General features: G+C 41.6%; 18 protein-coding genes and 1 pseudogene. 10 read left to right on the top strand and 9 right to left on the bottom strand.

Translation table 11 applies throughout. From position 1 onward, the window contains the following. The first annotated feature begins 103 nt into the window (after positions 1-103). A complete protein-coding gene (locus ACUXV0_RS07810) occupies positions 104-676 on the top strand; it encodes a hypothetical protein (RefSeq protein ID WP_446192521.1) in 573 nt (190 codons plus the stop codon). Positions 677-736: 60 nt separating this feature from the next. Here the strand turns inward: ACUXV0_RS07810 and acs are convergent, their stop codons facing one another. From acs to ACUXV0_RS07795, 3 genes are read right to left on the bottom strand one after another with little or no spacing between them, the layout of a single operon-like run. After that, complete coding sequence (gene acs, locus ACUXV0_RS07805; RefSeq protein ID WP_446192520.1) at positions 737-2,632, bottom strand: acetate--CoA ligase; 1,896 nt, start codon at positions 2,630-2,632, stop codon at positions 737-739. Positions 2,633-2,664: 32 nt separating this feature from the next. Further along, positions 2,665-4,362: a sodium:solute symporter family protein gene (locus ACUXV0_RS07800; protein WP_446192519.1), complete on the bottom strand. Its 1,698-nt coding sequence runs from the start codon at positions 4,360-4,362 to the stop codon at positions 2,665-2,667. Between the two features lies 1 nt (position 4,363). Continuing rightward, positions 4,364-4,624 (bottom strand): DUF4212 domain-containing protein, encoded by a 261-nt coding sequence (locus ACUXV0_RS07795; protein ID WP_446192518.1) that lies wholly within the window; start codon positions 4,622-4,624, stop codon positions 4,364-4,366. Positions 4,625-4,762: 138 nt separating this feature from the next. On the opposite strand from ACUXV0_RS07795, the gene ACUXV0_RS07790 reads away from it, so the two are divergent. Next, positions 4,763-5,428 (top strand): DUF6630 family protein, encoded by a 666-nt coding sequence (locus ACUXV0_RS07790; protein WP_446192517.1) that lies wholly within the window; start codon positions 4,763-4,765, stop codon positions 5,426-5,428. Positions 5,429-5,432: 4 nt separating this feature from the next. Here the strand turns inward: ACUXV0_RS07790 and ACUXV0_RS07785 are convergent, their stop codons facing one another. Further along, positions 5,433-7,628, bottom strand: a complete 2,196-nt coding sequence (locus ACUXV0_RS07785) for a S9 family peptidase (protein ID WP_446192516.1) — start codon at positions 7,626-7,628, stop codon at positions 5,433-5,435. Positions 7,629-7,774: 146 nt separating this feature from the next. On the opposite strand from ACUXV0_RS07785, the gene ACUXV0_RS07780 reads away from it, so the two are divergent. From ACUXV0_RS07780 to ACUXV0_RS07750, 7 genes are all read left to right on the top strand, one after another. Further along, positions 7,775-8,905: a Re/Si-specific NAD(P)(+) transhydrogenase subunit alpha gene (locus tag ACUXV0_RS07780; protein ID WP_446192515.1), complete on the top strand. Its 1,131-nt coding sequence runs from the start codon at positions 7,775-7,777 to the stop codon at positions 8,903-8,905. Positions 8,906-8,955: 50 nt separating this feature from the next. Continuing rightward, positions 8,956-9,246, top strand: a complete 291-nt coding sequence (locus ACUXV0_RS07775) for an NAD(P) transhydrogenase subunit alpha (RefSeq protein WP_446192514.1) — start codon at positions 8,956-8,958, stop codon at positions 9,244-9,246. A 93-nt stretch (positions 9,247-9,339) separates the two neighbouring features. Continuing rightward, positions 9,340-10,725 (top strand): NAD(P)(+) transhydrogenase (Re/Si-specific) subunit beta, encoded by a 1,386-nt coding sequence (locus tag ACUXV0_RS07770; RefSeq protein WP_446192513.1) that lies wholly within the window; start codon positions 9,340-9,342, stop codon positions 10,723-10,725. Between the two features lie 337 nt (positions 10,726-11,062). Beyond that, positions 11,063-11,650 carry a glutathione peroxidase gene (locus tag ACUXV0_RS07765; protein WP_446192512.1) on the top strand — a complete coding sequence of 196 codons (588 nt, stop codon included), beginning with the start codon at positions 11,063-11,065 and terminating at the stop codon, positions 11,648-11,650. Between the two features lie 47 nt (positions 11,651-11,697). Then, a complete protein-coding gene (locus ACUXV0_RS07760; protein WP_446192511.1) occupies positions 11,698-12,576 on the top strand; it encodes a 1,4-dihydroxy-2-naphthoate polyprenyltransferase in 879 nt (292 codons plus the stop codon). 65 nt (positions 12,577-12,641) lie between these two features. After that, positions 12,642-13,976, top strand: a complete 1,335-nt coding sequence (locus tag ACUXV0_RS07755) for a tetratricopeptide repeat protein (RefSeq protein ID WP_446192510.1) — start codon at positions 12,642-12,644, stop codon at positions 13,974-13,976. Between the two features lie 9 nt (positions 13,977-13,985). Continuing rightward, positions 13,986-14,561, top strand: a complete 576-nt coding sequence (locus ACUXV0_RS07750) for a hypothetical protein (RefSeq protein ID WP_446192509.1) — start codon at positions 13,986-13,988, stop codon at positions 14,559-14,561. A gap of 53 nt (positions 14,562-14,614) precedes the next feature. Here ACUXV0_RS07750 and ACUXV0_RS07745 read toward each other — a convergent pair whose 3' ends face one another. The 5 genes from ACUXV0_RS07745 to ACUXV0_RS07725 form a co-directional block, all read right to left on the bottom strand. Next, positions 14,615-15,325, bottom strand: coding sequence for a DUF2927 domain-containing protein (locus tag ACUXV0_RS07745; RefSeq protein WP_446192508.1), 711 nt, complete (start codon positions 15,323-15,325; stop codon positions 14,615-14,617). Then, complete coding sequence (locus tag ACUXV0_RS07740) at positions 15,322-15,774, bottom strand: GNAT family N-acetyltransferase (protein ID WP_446192507.1); 453 nt, start codon at positions 15,772-15,774, stop codon at positions 15,322-15,324. Before ACUXV0_RS07740 ends, ACUXV0_RS07745 begins: the two co-directional genes overlap by 4 nt. Before the next feature lie 71 nt (positions 15,775-15,845). Further along, positions 15,846-16,616, bottom strand: a complete 771-nt coding sequence (locus ACUXV0_RS07735; RefSeq protein ID WP_446192506.1) for an XRE family transcriptional regulator — start codon at positions 16,614-16,616, stop codon at positions 15,846-15,848. A gap of 162 nt (positions 16,617-16,778) precedes the next feature. After that, the gene (locus tag ACUXV0_RS07730) at positions 16,779-17,321 is read right to left on the bottom strand and encodes a lipocalin family protein (RefSeq protein ID WP_446192505.1); all 543 of its coding nucleotides are present in this window, start codon (positions 17,319-17,321) and stop codon (positions 16,779-16,781) included. 207 nt (positions 17,322-17,528) lie between these two features. Further along, complete coding sequence (locus ACUXV0_RS07725; protein WP_446192504.1) at positions 17,529-19,073, bottom strand: M81 family metallopeptidase; 1,545 nt, start codon at positions 19,071-19,073, stop codon at positions 17,529-17,531. Positions 19,074-19,229: 156 nt separating this feature from the next. Here ACUXV0_RS07725 and ACUXV0_RS07720 point away from each other — a divergent pair. Then, a pseudogene (locus ACUXV0_RS07720) lies at positions 19,230-20,348 on the top strand (DNA polymerase III subunit gamma/tau); the annotation flags it as partial. Positions 20,349-20,450 lie beyond the last annotated feature (102 nt).

The raw sequence follows: 20,450 nt of genomic DNA, 5'->3' as shown, positions 1-20,450 counted from the left end.
TGAAATACGTTTCAAACTAATTTTTGAAAAAACGTTTAATCCTAAGTGTGACCTTTTAAAGTGGGCATAGTCATAAGAGAGAATTTACCTAAAAAAAATACACATGTTTAAGAAAATACTAGCCTTCGCAATCATCGCTTTTAGTACTGTGCAGCTTTCTGCTCAATCATTTGATCTTTCAGATTTAGACAGTGCTGTAAGTCTTTTTAAAGAAGGGAAAGAAGGAAAAGCCGCCGGAATATTATCAAACGCGGTTGGTGGTTTGACAAAAGTTGCCAATCAGTCAAACTCTGAGTTTGCACCAAAAATTTTAACCCAAGCTTCAGCACTTTCAGGAATGTTACCTTCAATTAGAAGCGGTAATATTAACCTGGGAAGCTTACAGAAAATAGTGAATACTGTAAAAACGCTTATTGCGGCCAACAGATTAAGAGGTATGCTAAATCAGGGAAGTCTTCTTGGCAAAGGGTCTGAATTGAGTTCTAATGTAGGAATTCTTCAAAGTGGCCTTGGCATGCTTGGCGGAGGCCAAAGCAGCAAGCTAGATAAAATGCTGGGAATGGTAAGTAAGAAAAGCTCCAAACTTGATGGAGGCGGACTTTTCAAAAATATGGCTTCTAAAGCTGTATCTAAGAAACTGAATAGCTCATTGGGGCTAATAAATGGAATGTTTTAAGTAGTAGTAATAGTATAAACTGAAAAGAGACCAGCTTTTGGCCGGTCTCTTTTTTTATGTCTAGTTTATTTTGGCTTTCTCAATGATTTCATCGACCACTGCCGGATCAAGAAGCGTACTGGTATCCCCTAGATTTGATACATCACCTTCTGCTACTTTGCGTAAAATTCTACGCATTATCTTGCCTGATCTGGTTTTAGGTAAACCACTGACAAATAAAATCTTATCTGGCTTAGCAATCGGTCCAATGATTCTGGTGACTGTAGCCAGTATGTCACGTTTTGTGAGGTCTTCTTCATGAATCTGACTCTCCATTATGATATAGGCAAAAATCCCCTGGCCTTTAATCTCATGCGGGTAGCCCACTACTGCGGACTCTACCACGCCCGTATGTGAGTTCAAAGCATCTTCTACCTCGGCTGTACCTATTCTATGGCCAGATACATTGATCACATCATCTACTCTACCAGTAATTCGGTAATAGCCGTCTTCATCACGCATACAGCCATCGCCAGTGAAGTATTTGCCTTTGTAAGTAGAGAAGTAAACTTGTTTACATCGTTCATGATCTCCCCAGGTAGTTCTTATGATAGACGGCCAAGGGAACTTGATCACGAGGTTACCATTTACGCCATTTCCCTCAATTACTTCACCTTTTTCATCCACAAGTTCCGGCTGAATACCAGGTAGTGGAAGCGTCGCAAAAGTAGGTTTAGTAGGAGTAATGCTGGCCAAAGGAGAAATCATTATTCCGCCGGTCTCTGTTTGCCACCAGCTATCGCATATGGTACAATTACCTTTTCCAATATTATCATTATACCATTGCCATGCCTCTTCATTGATAGGTTCACCTACAGAGCCCAGAGCTTTCAAGGAACTCAAATCTTTGTTTTCCCAAAACTCAGGTCCAAAGCCCATTAATGATCGAATAGCCGTAGGGGCGGTGTAGAAAATATTGACTTTATGTCTCTCAACAATGTCCCAGAATCTACCCGCATCCGGGTAGGTCGGTACACCCTCAAACATAATCGAAGTAGCACCTGCTGCCAATGGACCATAGATGATATAAGAGTGGCCCGTAATCCAACCTATGTCTGCTGTACAGAAATAAACGTCACCAGGGTCGTATTGAAAAACATTAAGGAATGAATAAGTAGAATATACCATATAGCCCCCACAGGTATGCACTACTCCTTTGGGTTTACCAGTGGAGCCTGAAGTGTACAAAATGAAAAGTGGATCTTCTGCATCCATTTCTGTAGCAGGGCAATCTGCACTAACTTTTTTAATCTCCTCTTCCCACCAGTAGTCTCTACCTTTGATCATTGAGATCGGTGTTCGGGTTCTTGTCGCCACGATTACCTTCTCCACCGTAGGGCAAGCAATCAAAGCATCGTCTACAGTTTCTTTCATAGGTATTCTTTTTTGACCTCTGAAAGCACCGTCTGTCGTGATGATCATTTTACAATTGGCATCATTCACTCTATCTGCAATGGATTTGGCAGAGAAACCACCAAATACCACCGAGTGTATGGCTCCAATTCTGGCACAGGCTAATACAGCGATGGCCAATTCAGGTATCATTGGCATATAAATACACACCCTATCACCTTTTTCTACACCGTGGTTTTTTAGAACGTTTGAGAAGCGACTCACACGTTCATGCAGAACCTTATAAGTCAAGGTTACAGCTTCATCATCTTTCTCATTGGGTTCCCAAATGATGGCCGGTTGATTTGGCCTTTCTCTCATGTGCCTGTCCAGCACATTATCTGTGATATTCAGCTTTCCGCCTACATACCATTTGACTTTAGGTTCGTCAAAATTCCAATCCAGCACTTTAGTCCATGGTTTACGCCACTCAAACTCCTGTGCCACTTCGCCCCAGAAACCTTCCGGGTCTTCTACACTCTGCTGGTAACGCTCCTGATACTCTTCAAAACTTCTAATTCTCATAGTCTTAATTTAGGTCAATAACTTTTTCAGGTTTAATGATGGGTGGCTGCACCAGCTCCTTTCGGTACTCTGATGTCTTCTACAATTTCCTGCACCTCTTGAGGCGGAGCAGGAGTAAAGGCTGATACAGATATAGATATAATAAAATTGATGATCATTCCTATGGTGCCAAAGCCTTCCGGTGAAATTCCAAACCACCAGTTTGCTTCGGTAGCAGTGGCTTCGTCTCCAATCCAGTGTAATCTGAAACGAGCGATGTAATAGATGGTTATCAAAAGGCCGACCACCATTCCGGCGATAGCCCCTTCTTTATTCATTCGTTTATAGAAAATCCCCAGAATAATAGCCGGGAAGAATGAGGCTGCCGCCAGACCAAAAGCCAAAGAAACAACAGAGGCTACAAAGCCTGGAGGATTGATGCCAAAATACCCTGCAACGCAAACAGCCACTAAGGATGATAGACGTGCAAAAAGTAACTCCCTTTTATCTGACATGTATGGCATGAATTGCTTTTTCAGAAGGTCATGCGAAACGGAGGTTGAGATTACCAAAAGTAACCCCGCGGCTGTAGAAAGGGCGGCTGCCAATCCTCCGGCAGCCACTAAGGCTATCACCCAATTTGGAAGTCGTGCAATCTCCGGATTGGCCAGAACCATAATATCCCGGTCAATAGTCAATTCATTTTTATCTTCATCTGCCACGTACTGCACCAAACCATCGGCATTTTTATCTTCAAACTTGATCAACCCGGTTTTCTCCCAATTGCCAAACCACTCTGGTAATGAAGCATAAGATTGATTACTTACTGTTTCAATTAGGTTGGTACGTGCAAAAGCTGAAATTGCAGGAGCAGTGGTGTACAATACCGCTATGAGTGCCAATGCATAACCGGCAGACAGCCTGGCGTCTTTAACTTTAGGAACCGTAAAAAATCGAACGATAACGTGAGGCAGACCAGCTGTACCTATCATTAGGGCAGAAGTTATCATGAAGACGTCAAGTTTTGATTTTTTTCCTGTCGTGTATTCAGCAAAACCCAATTCACGATGCAGACCATCCAGTTTGTCAAGGAGGTACATGCCATCTGATGTTTTGGCTCCAAAACCCAATTGCGGTAAAATCTGATCTGTCATCTGTATACTGATGAAAAATGCAGGCACCATAAAGGCGAAGATGAGAACACAAAACTGAGCTACCTGTGTATAGGTAATGCCTTTCATACCACCCAATACGGCGTAGAAGAAAACAATACACATTCCTATGATAACTCCTGTATTGATATCTACTTCCAGAAAGCGAGAGAAAACCACACCTACACCACGCATTTGCCCCGCCACATAGGTAAATGAAACAAAAATGGCACAAACTACAGCCACTGTACGTGCGGTATTGGAGTAATAGCGGTCCCCAATAAAGTCAGGTACTGTGAACTTTCCGAATTTTCTTAAATAAGGTGCTAAGAGCAAGGCCAGTAGAACGTAGCCGCCGGTCCAGCCCATGAGGTATACGGAGCCATCATAACCCATAAATGAGATGAGGCCGGCCATAGAGATAAAAGAAGCGGCAGACATCCAGTCGGCGGCTGTGGCCATACCATTGGCTAAGGGCGATACTCCACCACCTGCAACATAAAAGTCTTTGGTACTCCCGGCTCTAGACCAGATGGCTATCCCGATATATAGTGCAAAGGTGAGACCGACAATAATATAGGTCCATAATTGTATATCCATCTTAGTCTTCGTTTAGGTCAAAGTCTTTGTCAAGCTTATTCATCAGCCAGACGTAAACAAAAATGAGAATTATGAAAACATAGATGGAGCCTTGCTGTGCAAACCAGAAACCTAATTTGAAGCCTCCCATTCTGATGGTATTGAGTTGGTCTACCAGGACGATTCCAAAAAGGTAGGAAACGATAAACCAAATACTGAGCAATATGGCCAGATAGCTCAGGTTTTTTCGCCAATAGGCTTCACGAGACTTCTCGTCTTTCATTTTTTCTTTCTTAGGGTTGAATACTAAGCGGTGAATTTATGAAAGTCTGCCTTCTAGGCAAAGAATTACTAGATTTTGATAGAATAATGCAATTGGTTTAATCCAATCCTTATTATTGCATGGACTTAAACTTTTGGGATGAATGTAGAAGATAAAATATTCCTATTTAAGGTTATCATATTAGTTATGGTATTGGTGTTTGCAATAGTTGAAACAATTAAAAATGGAGGTTCAATACGGGAGTTTTTCCTGGAGTTAATTCCCAAAAAGGAAGTGTCACACACCTCTAATCAGAATATTAGTGGTTCAAATAATTCAGTTCAGAGAATTATTGACGGATTTCAATTACTATTGGAAAAATGTGTTAATGCAGAGAATAAGCTCCTTTTTGAAAATTGCCTTAACGAATTAGTGAAAGAAAAGAATAATGATCGGTACTCCGTATTAAATAAAGTAGTGGAATTTCAATACGAGCGAGGATTAAACTTCATTCTTGCTTTCGATTGGAAACAAGATATAAAGGATTTGAATTGTATGATTGATAAAGCCTTACTTCAAAACTATAACGAAACTGTTCCTTTGCCTTCACCTTTAAATTTTAAAGGTAAACCAATTTCATCGGTGTTCCCGATTTATGATAATGAAATAAAGGAACGTGGTTTTATGATGTCATTTCTTGATACCGAAGCTGATGAGTTTATTGCCGTCTTACATAGAATATCAGATCGAGATATAATTAAAAAGGGGTGTTCTATGATTGGTTTCAAATATATATCAACAGAGCACCCCTTTTATTTCTCTTAAATCACTACTTCCCGCCAGGAGGGCAATGCTCCTTAAGATAGTTGGTAAAAAGAGTGTTCAAGTGTTGACGTGTGCCTTCACCTTCCCAAATCCCATGACTTCTGTTTGGGTAAGCCATAAACTGGAATTGTTTATTGTACTTGATAAGTTCATTCAAAAGCATTTCTGCATTTTGATAATGTACGTTATCATCACCAGTACCGTGGATGTAAAGTAAATTTCCTTCCAGGTTTTTAGCGTGATTTACAGGAGAACCTTCAATAAAGCCTTCTAGATCTCCCGGAGGAACACCCATGTAACGCTCCTGATAAATGTTGTCGTAGGTTAATTGATTGGCCACAGCAGCCACAGATATACCAGTTTGATAGATTTTCGGGTATTTGAAAAGCAGGTTTAGCGTACTGCTTCCACCACCACTCCAGCCATGAACAGCTATTCTTTCCTGATCTATGAAAGGATATTGCTCAAAAAGTGCTTGTGCACCTTCCGCCTGATCTTTGATATTGATAATTCCAATATTTCTGTAAATGGCCTTTCTCCATGCTCTCCCTTTTGGTACAGGTGCACCTCGTCCATCAAGCGAAACGTAGATATAACCATCGTCAGCCATACTTCCGTTATAAAGACCATTTTTGCCTGCTCCATAAGTATCTCTGGTGGTCATTGAGGCAGGTTCACCATATACGTAGAACACAGTTGCGTACTTTTTGTTTTCATCAAAGTTGGTAGGCAATGCCATCCAGCCATGCATATTTACGCCGCTTTTAGTAGTCACCTCTACAAACTTCACATTTGATGCGGCTTTGGCACTAGGGTCTATTTTAGTGTCCACACCATTAGCAGGGTCTAGAGGTTTATGATCCGGAAGGGTGATCCACTCTCTTGTTGGTCGGGTGTAATAATTTGTGAATGAGTGCATGGCATATTTACCATCATCAGAGATGCTGTAACTGTTTGTACCTTCCTGGTTTTTTGGTGTGAGCAGCTCCGGATTTCCAGCCGTAGCTACAGAAACTCGGTACAGATACTTCTGCAATGGATTGTCAGGAGAAGCCGTGAAGTAGATATGATCAGTCTTCTCATTATACATCAAGGGGTCTATCACATCATAGTCTCCTTTAGTTACCAATCTAACCTGTGAACCGTCTCTAGAAATTCTGTAGATGTGGTTCCATCCGTCTTTTTCACTTACCCAAAGAAATTCACGACCATCATTTATCCATTCCCAGCCGGCAGGATTATCCACGTGCCAGGTAGTTCTTACGTCTACCCAAGCTTCGTCAGTTTCCTCAAAAATTGTTTTCGTTTCACCAGTTTTGGCATTACCGTACATGATTTTTGAAACCTGCTGTTTTCTATCAAGTTGCTGAAGCATGATTTCGTTAGAATTATCTGTCCATTCCATTCTAGGAATGTAATGTTGACGAGGATCGCCTGGAACGTCCATCCATTTTATTTTACCATTCTTCACATTGGTAACACCAATTTTACAAGCCGAAGGTGCTTCACCCACTTTAGGGTATTCCAAAGGGATAGGCTTTGAATAGATGTCGTCCGTATTATTGATCATATTGAAGTATTTCACCCCTGAGGCGTCTAATTGCCAAAATGCAATCAGCTTGCTATCAGGACTCCATCTGAAGCCATCATAGATGCCAAATTCCTCTTCATAAGCCCAGTCAAAAGTTCCATTGATCAGGTTAGGGTTTCCCTCTGTTTTCGTTAGCTGCTTTATTTTTCCGGATGTTAAATCTTCCACAAAAATGTTCCTTTCAGATACGAACGCGGCCTTTGAACCATCAGGAGATATCTTGGCAAACATTAAAGAAGCCTCTGGCAATGCAGCCCCTAATTGATGAAGTTCGTTAGTTTGAAGGTTAAGAACCCAATAATCACCACGAGTTTTATATCTCCAGACACGTTGGGAATTCGTGAATATTATCAGTTTTGAATGATCTGCGGTAAAACTAAAATTGTCTACTGGTAGGGGTTCTGAAGCTCCCTTTGGGGTTAGTTGACTTTTCTTTACTACAGTCTCGTATTCATTTTCTTCCAGGATGAATTTTACAATTTCCCCATCCTTTGTTTCATAATAGCCGAGTCCGTCCGGACTCCATTTTGTACCTGTTCCCGGTGGTCTTGCTACTGCCGCTAATAGAGTGGCACTTAGCATCAGGATCAGTGTTAAAAATCGTTTCATGTATTTGGTTTGTATTGATTTGATGAATGAGAACAAAACTAATAAAATCTAGCCCATTTTTTGTCACTCATTGCGGCAGACTAGTATGTTTCTAAAGAATGTTTCATCTTTGAAAGATTATAACAGAACCATTCTTAAGGAATTTAATGCAATTAGCCGTCTTAAAGGAGACGAAAGACTACGAAAAACGCGTAGCCCTAACTCCTGACATTGTCAAACAATTACTCAAAAAAGGCTTCAAAGTTCAAGTAGAAGCCGGAGCCGGTCAAAACTCTTCAATTTCTGATCAGGAATATGAAAATGCCGGGGCCACTATTGCCAAAGATGCAGCTGCTGCTGCAAAAGCAGATGTGGTGCTAAAGGTCAATGCCTTTACAGAAGAAGAAGTAGTAAAAATGAACGAGGGGGCTGTGGCAATCTCATTTATGTATGCCTATACCATCCCTTCTGTTCTAGAAGCCATGAACAAGAAGAAGATCTCTTCTTTCTCTATGGATGCGGTGCCACGTATTTCCAGAGCTCAGAAAATGGATGCTTTGAGTTCTCAGGCCAACCTGGCAGGTTATAAAACTGTTCTTCTTGGTGCCAATGCTTTAGGGAAGATTTTCCCGTTAATGATGACTGCAGCAGGTACTATCACGCCATCAAAGGTTCTGATTTTTGGAGCAGGTGTAGCGGGTCTTCAAGCTATTGCTACCGCAAAAAGATTAGGAGCCATAGTAGAAGTTACAGATGTAAGACCTGAAACCAAAGAACAGGTAGAGTCTCTGGGAGGTCGTTTCCTGACCGTAGAAGGTGCAGAAGGTGTAACGGTAGAAGGTGGCTACGCCAAAGAGGTTTCTGCTGATTTCCTTCAAAAGCAAAAGGAACTGATCCAGGAGAAAATTAAGGATGCAGATTTGGTCATCACCACGGCCCTTGTTATCGGTAAAAAAGCCCCTGTTTTGATAACAGAAGAAATGGTAAAGAGCATGAAGACAGGCTCCGTTATCGTGGATATGGCCGTAGAATCCGGAGGAAACTGTGAAGTGTCTGAGATTCACCAAACGGTAGTAAAGCATGGTGTAACCGTCATAGGGGAAGCCAATTTGCCGTCTCTTCTACCAGTAAATGCAAGTCAGCTTTACGCTACCAATATCAGTACTTTACTCTATCATCTTGCTACTCCTGAAGGTTTTAAATGGGAGATGGATGAAGAGATTACCAAAGGTTCATTGATAACACATGGCGGTGAAACGGTCCATGAGTTTACTCTTGGAATATTGGCCAAAAGCTAATTTCAAAGAGCCAATAAACCTCTCTTTATAACACTTAAACTACTTTTAAAATGTCATTAGAATCATTAATTATACTCCTGTATGTGTTGGTTTTAGCCAGCTATTTGGGTTTTGAGTTGATCTCAAAAGTTCCGCCAACACTGCATACACCGTTGATGTCTGGGTCAAATGCTATCTCAGGGATTACCATTGTAGGGGCTATTCTAGCCTGTAATGAGTTGGGATATTCCACCATCAGTAAATGGCTCGGAATGCTCGCATTGGTCTTAGCCACTATTAATGTGGTAGGTGGCTATGCTGTTACCGACAGAATGCTCAAAATGTTTAAAAAGAAGAAGTAGTGAAGCTTAATGCTGTTCTGGTGGGCGTATCCGCCTCTTATTCCAGTAACTCAATAAAAACACTACAATTTCCTAACAAGAATTGATTTAAAAATGAACATAGCAATACAATTTGCATACCTGATCGCTTCGGTGTTATTCATCATCGGGATCAAGAAAATGAATAAAACCAAGGAAGCAAGAACCGGAAATCAGCTTTCGGCCCTTGGGATGTTGGTGGCCATATTAGCCACTGTAGTACAAGTAGAAGCCATTTCACTTGTAGAAATCCTAATTTGTATAGTCATCGGATCAGCCATTGGCCTTTTCATCTCAATTAAGGTTGAGATGACTCAAATGCCGGAAATGGTTGCTCTTTTCAATGGTTTTGGAGGTTTGGCTTCATTATCAGTTGCCACGTCTGACTATTGGTTAAAAACTCAAGAGCTTGGTCAGCAGGTTGGGCCTATAATCGGCACCTCGGCGGCATTAAGTATCTTCATTGGTGGACTCACCTTTACCGGTTCCATCATTGCTTTTCTAAAGCTGAACGGTAAAATCTCTGGTAAACCAATCATGTTTAAAGGGCAGCATCTGCTGAATCTTTTATTATTGATTGCAGCTGTTACAGCTGCTGTGGTTGCTCTGATGAATCAAGCTGAACCGATTTATGTGTTTGCTTTAATTGCGGTAGCTCTATTACTCGGTATTTTGACCGTTATCCCTATTGGTGGAGCGGATATGCCGGTAGTTATTTCTTTGTTGAATTCCTATTCGGGAATGGCGGCCTGTACTACCGGTTTTGTTTTGAATAATAATGTTTTGATCGTTTCTGGTGCATTAGTTGGTGCTTCAGGGATCATTCTTACGCAAATCATGTGTAAGGCCATGAACAGATCTCTAACTAATGTTCTGTTAGGTGGTTTTGGCCAAACAGCGTCAGAAACAGGTGGTGATGGTGAAGAAATGGTAGTCAAAGAAGTTGGTGTAGAAGAGGCTGCAATGCTTTTTGATTCGGCTACTTCTGTGATCGTAGTGCCAGGTTATGGAATGGCCGTGGCTCAGGCTCAGCACGTGATTAGAGAGCTTTCTGAGCAATGTGAAAAGAGAGGAATAGAGTTTCGTTTTGCTATTCACCCGGTGGCCGGTCGTATGCCGGGCCATATGAATGTGTTATTGGCTGAGGCCAATATTTCATACGACAAGCTCATAGAAATGGAGCAGATCAATGACGATTTCTCGAATACAGATCTTGTTTTTGTAGTCGGAGCCAATGACGTAGTAAACCCTGCTGCTCGCAGCAATCCTAAAAGTCCGATCTACGGTATGCCTATTTTAAATGCAGATAAAGCCAGAACGGTAATCGTTTCAAAAAGAAGTATGGGAGTCGGATACGCTGGTATCCAAAACGAACTGTTCGGATACGATAACTGTCTGATGCTCTTTGGTGATGCTAAATCTACCATTACCAAAGTAGTGAGTGAGATGAAGGAGATGTAGCAGTTGAGCCTTCTAAGGGACAAGGGTTCAAAGATGCTTTAGGATTATTACTTTGTGAAACTTTGAGCCTTCGTGCCTTTGTGGCGGTGATAATACGAGTAGTTTTTGCCACGAAGACTCAAAGATACTAAGAAGCACAAAGAGCTGTTACTTCGTGAAACTTTGAGCCTTCGTGCCTTTGTGGCGAACTATTTCAGAGTTTTTTTTATAAAGTTTCATACGATCTTAAAGCTTTGATGCTACGGGTTTAGGAACTACTTAAAGAAGAAAAAAGTTAAAGAGTTGCAGCTTATATTAGGCTGCAACTCTTTTTATATTCAACTCTAAAATTTGACAAATGAAGCTTCTTTCAGCAGGTTTAATCGCACTTGTTTCGGTACTAATATTCTCAAACTTTAGAGAAATTGAAGAGGTATCTTCTAATAACTCAACGACTCAAAAGATGGTAAAGGGATCATTGTATGACTTCAAAATGACCAGTTTAGATGGACAGGAAATAGATTTGGCAGAATACAAAGGAAAAAAAGTAGTTATACTTAATGTAGCCTCAAAATGCGGTTACACACCTCAATATGCCGACTGGCAGAAATTTCATGAAGAGAATGGTGATAAGGTAGCCGTATTGGGTTTCCCGGCAAATAACTTTGGAGGCCAGGAGCCAGGTTCAGATGAAGAGATTGCCACCTTTTGTGAGAAGAATTATGGCGTCAGTTTTCAGATGTTCTCAAAAATAGAAGTGAAAGGTGCCGACCAGCATCCACTCTATCAATGGTTGAGTAAAAAAGAACTCAATGGTCTTATCGATCAGGCTCCCAGCTGGAACTTTTGTAAATATGTGGTGAATGAGAGTGGAGAAGTTACCCATTTTTTCGCTTCAGGTGTAAAGCCTGAAAATCCAGAATTTATGGCAGCTGTAGGTTTGTAATCCTTAGTTTTGTCTCTAAGTTTTAAACCATCACCAATTTCTAAAGAGTGAAAAACTGGATAGAAGCGGCTCGTCCGCGTACTTTACCATTGGCCTTGTCTTGTATATTCATGGGGACATTCCTCGCTTGCTACCAAGGTGTTTTTGACGGAAAAGTTTTTGGGCTGGCTTGTCTTACTACGATACTACTTCAGATTTTATCCAATTTCGCTAACGACTACGGAGATACTCAGAATGGTGCTGATTCTACAGAACGAGTAGGCCCTCAGAGGGCAGTCCAAAGTGGTGAAATATCAGCTAAACAGATGTTTAAGGCCATTGTTGTTTTCGGAGTATTGTCTCTGGTCAGTGGCATATTGCTGCTCTATTTTGCCTTTAGAAATGCAAATCCAGAAGCCTTTTGGTGGTTCTTAGGTTTGGGTTTGCTCTGTATATTGGCTGCCTACACTTACACGGCTGGTAAAAAGCCTTACGGTTATGCAGGCTTAGGAGATATCTCGGTTTTATTGTTTTTTGGACTGGTAGGTGTTTTAGGGTGTAACTATTTATTCACACTTCGGTTTCAGTCAGTCAATATCCTTCCTGCTACATCATGTGGACTTTTTGCGGTGGGTGTGTTGAATTTGAATAATATCAGAGATATAAATTCAGATAAAAGTGCTGGCAAATACACTATACCTGTCCGTTTGGGTAAGACAAAAGCTATTGTGTATCATTGGATCCTATTGACTTTGGGGATGCTGGCTATGATTGCTTTTACGGTTTTTCGTGGAGATGTGAGCTGGTATTATCTCCTGGCTTTTCCATTATTCATCTATAACGGTGTGAAGGTCAAAACCTTAGATAATCCTGATCCACTTTTGAAACAATTGGCTCTTAGTACCTTGTTTTTCGTGATTCTTAGTGGGCTTTCCATGCTGTTTTAGGGAAAAACTTCGTTTTCTACGTGTGAAAAATATAATTTTGGGCACATCCCAAAATAATTTCCTAAATGAAACTTAGAATTTTTGCCTTCCTAATGGCGGTTTCTGTTAGTGTATTTGCACAGCAAACAGCCGCAGATTTTTTTGAAAGTGGTGTTAACAAAAGCAGGTCTGGAGACTATACTGGTGCATTAAGCGATTTTAGCCGTGCCATTGCCATGAACCCTGAAAACGCCCAAAGTTATTTTAATAGAGGACTTACCAAGCAGGCATTGAAAGATCATAGAGGAGCTATCATGGATTTTTCAAAAGCCATAGACCTGAACCCAAGAGAACCTGTATCTTATCTTTACAGAGGAATAAGCCAATCAGAACATGGTGACCCCAAAACTGCAGTTCAGGATTTTAACCGAACCATTGAGTTAAACTCAAACGATGACTACGCTTATCTGCAGCGAGGAATCACTTTAGCCAAACTTGAAGAATACAGAAAAGCGATTTCTGATTTTAATAGAGTAGTGGAGCTAGCCTCTGATGCCTCCTCTAAATACCAGGCTTTCTTTTCCAGAGGTTTCTGTAAAGCAAAACTTGGTGATTTCAAGGGTGCTATTTCAGATTATTCAAAGTCAATAGATATTAACCCTAAAAGAGCGGCTACCTTCGCTGAAAGAGGTGCAAGTAGATTGGAAATTGAAGAGTATGCAGATGCCATCTCTGATTTTGACAAGGCATTAGAATTGAGTCCTCAAGATGCTACCAGTTTGTATAACAGAGGTTTTGCCAAAGCAAAAAGAGCAGATTATGTAGGAGCTCTTAAGGATTTTGATGCATCACTCAGAATTAATCCTGCTGATATAAAATCTTTGTATGGCAGAGGATTTTGTCACTCAAAACTGAATAACCAGAGAGGAGCTATCTCTGATTTAGACAAAGCTATCGAGATCGGGAATACCAACCTTGATTCCAAGGTTATCTACGATTTAAGAATGGTAGAGAACAAGTTGGCCTCACTAAGAAATGGCGTGAGAGAAGATATAAGTATGCCTACTTTTTCTGCCAACAGATCAGAGGCTTATTACGTGAGGGGAGTGGCATTAATGAAGTCTGGTAAAAATAAAGATGCCCTGGAAAACCTGAATATGGCTATTGAGCTAGACCCAGTTTACGCCCCGGCACATTTCTCCAGAGGATTAGTGAGATCATCTGATGGTCTTCAGAAAGAAGCTATGGTAGATATGGATAATGCCATTACCCTTGATCAGTACTATAAAGAGGCTTTTTATGTGAGAGGATTGCTTCATCAGGCACTTGGTAATAACGAGAAGAGCTGCCTTGATCTTAGCCGTGCCGGAGAGTTGGGTTATATTCAGGCCTATGAGGTGATAAAAGAACTATGTAACTAAATCAAACAAATGAAGACGATTAAACTTTTTATTGGAATATTTTTTTGCACCATTATCGGTGCTAATGCCCAGCTTGGTGATATCTCAGGAATGCTTGATAATGTAGTAAGTCTACAAGAGAAGGGAGATAATAAAGCATTGGGTAATGCTTTAGGAAGCCTAAGTAAGAGCCTGGAGAAAGAGGCAAATGATACAGGTGGTGATTTCAAAGATGGCTTGCTGAAGCAAGTTGGTGGTTTGAATAAAATGATTCCTTTGGCGTCCAAAGGAATGGTGAAAGCCGGACCATTAAAGAAGTTAGTCTCTACCATTAAGTTACTATTGGGAGCCAATCGTGTAAGTAATTTGCTTGCTGGCGGTGGTGGACTGATGGGTAAGGCCTCCGCTTTATCATCTGGTCTAAGTATGATGAAAGGTGGCTCCTCTATTCTAGGAGGAAGTTCAGATAAGTTTTCTGGTCTGATAGATGGTGCTATGGGCAATGTCAACAAACTCTCTGGTGGAGGTATGGCTGCCAAAGCCGCTGAAAAAGCTCTACCTGGTCAGTTGGGTGGTATTCTGAGCATGGCAAAAGGAGTGTTGTAAGACGGAAAGTCTGATAAAGTATTGGAAGAAAAGCGGCTTTAGGGCCGCTTTTTTTATTGTTGGTTCTCTGTTAAAAGAATTTCAGTAAGCTTTTCCTCTACCTGCATCTGATTTAGTCCGCTCTGTACTTCTGGGTGATATAGTAGTCTGATAAGCTCCTGGTCAATAGCTGCATAAGTTTGAGTGTAGGTCCAGTCTGCTTGAAAGATACTTTCAGGATATTGTTTGGAATCTCGTGCCAGCCCAAGAGACTGTGTGAGTTCTTCACGCAGCAAATGCCGCTGTGCCCGGGAGTCTGCTCTTTCGGTGTCTACATACATATGTCCTCTTCGTAGATTATCATTAGCGTTCCAGTATACGGTGAATAAACCATAATTAGCATCTACGAGGTTTGATTGTGATGGATAGATGGATGCATAAGAGCGGGCAGTTCCAAAGTAGATATGATAGTTGGAGGCCAATGAATCAGTGACGAGTTCTACCTGAAAACCATCAGTGGTTAGGATGTTAATTTCTGATATGATTTTTTGGAGCTCTTGATAGAGATGTCCTTCTGCATACCCTGAGGTGTATACTCTCATGGGCTCAGCCCATTTTCGGGTGATCTTTGAGCTATTGCCATATTCAAAACCTAAAGCGATGTCTGAGAAATAGGCAATGGTTTCTTCCTGGAAGGTCGTGAGTTGGTTAGGAGAAGGCTCTTCTTTTACACGGCAAGCCTGAAGGAGGATTAGAAAACTACCGAGGAGTATCAGCTTTTTCATACTTCCATTTGTTTTTGAAAGCATACGCTGTTTTCTATGGCGGCATATTGACCATAATTAGGTATCAGTTGATAACCATTTTTGGTGTATAAAGCCACAGCATCTTCTTGTCTTTTACCGGTTTCCAGAATGCATTTTTGGTAACCTAACTCTTGTGTCCATTCTTCCAGAGCCTTAAGTATTGTGGTGCCGGTACCTTTTGATCTGCCATTCGGTGAAACATACATGCGTTTGACTTCCATGCTTTCTGAATCATACTCTTTGATTGCTCCACAGCCTACGGCCACACCTTTATGGTAGATGACTACGGCATGTTTGATCATTGAAATACCATTATACTGATGGTAAAATTCATGATCTTCTCCGTCTATGATGGCTAGTTCTGCGTCTAATTGACTAACAAGCGACTGAAAGTCTGGGTTTTCTGAGTTTGTTCGTAGAATTTCCATGGACATCGATTTTGCACCGAAAGATCCTTAGAATTTCATTGAATGTAAAGTACTACTTGATTTTATGAGGCTCAGGCTTTTCCTGCTTGCAGTTCACGTTCACCCAGTTTCATCTGAATATCCTGTATGGCAGTATAGATCAAATCAGAGACCTGAACATCACTCGGATTTATGCTACATACAAAAGACCAAACCTCAAAAATATCCTCGGCTCGTACTTCATAAGGCAGGTATGCTTTATTATCTGAGTGAAACTGTATGGTGCCCGTATTATTGAGTGTATTATAAAGCCGTTTATAGACCAGACCATCGTTTTGCGTCAGTACAATATACGTATCCCCGTCTTTGATATCATCTAGGTTTTCTACGTAAGTCCCTATCACATAAGCACCTTCTGTTAGTGGAGGCATTGAGTCTCCTTTGATCGGGAAACCGCGGTATTTGCCATGTGTGGCATAGGGCAAACTTATCCTAGGTAAAGTTTCAATATACTCTGCATCGGCGTAGCCATCCAGATAACCAGCCGAAGCCTTAAGTGGCACCAGCTCTATGAGATCATTCTGGTCCTGATCTACCATAACCGGAAAGAGTATTCGGTTTCCGCCAATTTTGAGGAGATCCCGAAGGTCATTGACTTTGGTCAGGTCAATTTTTACGAGCGAATCTACCGAGATATGAAAATAGTCTGATAGCTCTATAAGCATATCAATAGGGGGAGCGGCACGGTGCTCCTCCCAGGAGCTGAGACGAGAACGAGTGATGCCCAGCTCTTCTGCCAGACTTTCCTGAGATAAACCGCGTAGGTGACGCAGGTGAGCAATGTTCTTACATATCTTTTTCATACCCTGTAGCTGCAATAATTATTAGCACAAATCTGCTAAAATATTGGGCAAGTGGCAAAAAATGCTAAGAATTGTAGCGGAGGGTAATTGAGTCTGAAAGTCTTACAAAAAATAAACCCCGATCATTGGCTGACCGGGGTTTATAGAGAAGTCTTTATTTTTTTAGACACTTGCCTTTTTACTGAAGGTAATATTGGTTTCAAACTGTACCAGTTCCTCCATAAATAGAGCTATAATTTCTTCTAATGACATGTCGAAAAGAACCAGAAGCTCTGGAGTGGCACTGATTTCTGATCTAATGGTTTCTTCCAGTCTTTGCTTATCCATTGAAAGAGTAAGCATATCGCCGTTTACATTAACATTATAGTATGTTGAAGCTTCGGTGCCATCTAATAAGTAAGTTAGCGTTAACACACCATCTGACAGCGTATACGTGCCATCATTTTCAGGAAATAGTACCTCTGAGTCAGGATCATCAATAACAGTAGTGGTATACGTACCGTCAGCATTAAAAACAATGCTGCCATTGGAAGAACTGTAGTCGGCGGAGTCGTTATAAGTATCTTCTTCTACATACTGCACGGTATAGTCTGCATGTTGAATAGACCATTCACCTTCTATTTGAGCTTGTGGATTTGGATCTTCTTTGGCACATGATACCAGAAAAACAGATAGTAGAATGAAAAGGAAATTGATTTTTCTCATTTTAAAATGGATTAGTTAGTTATGTTTTTTCAAAAAGCTGAGTTGTTCTTTGAATTGGTCACAAGATGCAGAATTCTTTGGCAAAATCAAGGCAGGAATGGCTAAGAAGTGATATTGTGAGGATATCTGTACAAATTTAAAGGATGATTTTAATGAAAATTCGTGGCACAACAGCACTTCTCTAAGCCTACTGGTGCCACGAATATATTACTCTGCAGAGCCGGCAATAAAGCGGGCAGAAAGGTCTGGGTCTTCCATGTCTTTATCGAGTGGGAACATCGGTCGTTTGATACGTTGATAGCCCAGACGTTCCAAATCCTGATCTACTCCACCAGGCGTTAGAGCCATCACCCAGTCACCACGCATATCATATAATTCGGGTACCAGATAGCCAATTTTTACCACCACTATATCTGCGTCACGAGGTTTGAGGTCAAGGTCGGTAAAGTCTTTTTCATAGTGGTAGGGCTTCCGTTTTTTAGTGACAATAACATGTACGCTCCCGATTTTTACCACCACTTCGGTTTCTGCGTGTTTGTCGCCCTCTTTTATGGCGGTTACGGTGCCTTTGAGTTTAAGAGGCGGAGCAAAACGGTCATCTACAGCAGCACCTGCCATACCTTCAGCCACCTGACCCACACCAGCTTCCAGAGCCTTTTCTACAAAATCAGGACCTGGTATAGAGGCATAAATAACAGAAGGACCCTTTGCTGTTTTGAATTCAGGTCTTTTCAAAATCTCATTGAGTGTCCAGGTTACATCACCTGCTCCTCCAGCGGTAGGATTATCCCCCATATCGCTAATCATAAATGGATTGCGGAGGTTGTTAAGAGCCATCTCCATGGCCTCTTCAAAGGTGGTGGTAGGAGCTACAAACTCAAATTTATTTCTGACCTCCCAGAAGCTTTTGGCAAGTTTCTCTGCGGCCTCAGCCACTGCCGTCTCATCATCACCAGTGGCCATCACCACGGCATGGTTTCTAGGTTCGTCTGCCCAGGCGTAACCTATCCAGATAGCTGCATCTATCACACCTTCCTGTTGGGTTAGAGGCTTGATTTTGGCATAAAGGCTTTTTCCTGGTTCTATTCGGGTGCTTGTTTTTTCTCCCGGCAAAAGAATCGGGACAGGGATCCAGGCTTTGTATTTCGGTTTACCCTTACCGCTTTGCAGTCTCTCCAGAAGGTTATCTACGGCTCTTTGTTTAGACTCCATGGCATCTTCATGCGGAGCAAGTCTGTAGGCAGTAATCAGGTCGGTGTTTTTTGCCAACTTTTCTGAAACATTACCGTGGAGGTCCATACAGGTAGAGATCACAGTTTCTGTTCCTACTACTCCTCTTACTTTTTCAATGAAATCGCCCTCGGGGTCATCAATGCCCTGTACGCTCATAGCACCGTGGATATCAAAAAACAGCCCATCGTAGGGCAGATTGGCCGCCAGTTTTTCTAAGGTGATATTCACCAAAGAATCATAAGCTGCTCTGCTGACGATTCCGCCTGGTATGGCTTTGCCCGTGAGGGTAGGAAACCACTCAGCACTTTTTCTCTGCGGTGTGTTTTCAGCCATAAAAGGGTAGTAGTCAAAAATCTCATCACCTACTAAAGGGTGGAAGGCCTCAGCTTCTGTTACGGCCGGAGAAAACGTACTGGATTCTATGGCCAGCCCGGCTATGGCAATTTTAGGAAGTTTGTTTTTTGAATCGCAACCAAAAAGAGCTGCAACGAAAAGTAAAGTAATAGCTTTTTTAAACATCTGTGATTAGAAAGTTTCGGAACAATATATACTGAGAGTATTAATGGTATCTTAAGAGTTTATTAATAGCTGCATATTGCAGAGCAAAAAAATGCTAAACCCAATTTTTTCCACGCCCAAGGTGTTTCGCCACATTCTTTTCTATATTTGCCAGTGATGGAACAGTTCGTAGTATCGGCTAGAAAATACAGGCCAGTCACCTTTGATTCGGTGGTAGGGCAGAGCCATATTACAACTACTCTGAAGAATGCCATCAAGACGGGTCACCTGGCACAAGCCTTCCTTTTTTGTGGACCTCGTGGAGTGGGTAAAACCACCTGTGCCCGTATTTTGGCGAAGACTATCAACTGCCAGAATGTAGGTGAAGACACTGAACCATGTAATGAGTGTACTAGCTGTAAGAACTTTGCACAGAATGCCTCATTCAATATTCACGAGCTTGATGCTGCTTCCAATAACTCCGTAGAAGACATCAGAAACTTGATTGATCAGGTGCGTTTCCCGCCTCAAGATGGGAAGTATAAAGTGTACATTATTGATGAGGTACACATGTTGTCATCAGCGGCTTTCAATGCCTTTTTGAAGACTTTGGAAGAGCCGCCGTCGTATGCCATTTTTATTCTGGCCACTACAGAAAAGCACAAGATTTTACCGACGATTCTGAGTCGTTGTCAGATTTTTGACTTTAACCGAATTCAGATTAGGGATATGGCCAACCATCTGGCCAATATTGCTCAGAAAGAAGGGATAGAGACTGAGCCTGAGGCTTTAGAGCTGATAGCTCAGAAGGCTGATGGTGGTTTAAGAGATGCATTGAGTATGTTTGATCTCAATGTCACTTTCTCTACTGATAAGTTGCTGACTTATGCAGAAGTTTTAGAGAATCTTCATGTTCTGGACTACGATTATTACTTCAAACTCACGGATGCCATTTATGCCGGTGATTTGTCTGAAGCTCTGTTGATTTTCAATGAAATTCTTGACAAAGGCTTTGACGGTCATCAGTTTGTAACAGGAATGAATGAGCATTTCAGAAATCTGATGGTGGGTATGGACTCCCGAACCATCCAGCTCATGGAAGTTTCTGAATCGGTGAAGCAGAAATACCTTGAGCAGGTCAAAAAAGTGAAACGTGGTTTCCTCATGTCTGCCCTGAGTATTGGTAGCCAGCTGGACTTACAATACAAAACAGCCAAGAATCAGCGACTACATGTAGAGATAGGTCTGATGAAAATGGCCAGCATCACGCAGGTGCTGAGCTTAGCAGAATTGCCGGCAGGTGAGGCTGAAAAAAAAAGTCCGGTAACAGCCTAACAGCATCTGCTCCACCAAGTGCAAAGAGTTTTGATACACCAACTCCCTCCAAACCTTCTACAT

This window comes from Jiulongibacter sp. NS-SX5 (assembly GCF_052828545.1).
This window is presented reverse-complemented; position numbering and strand designations above follow the sequence as displayed.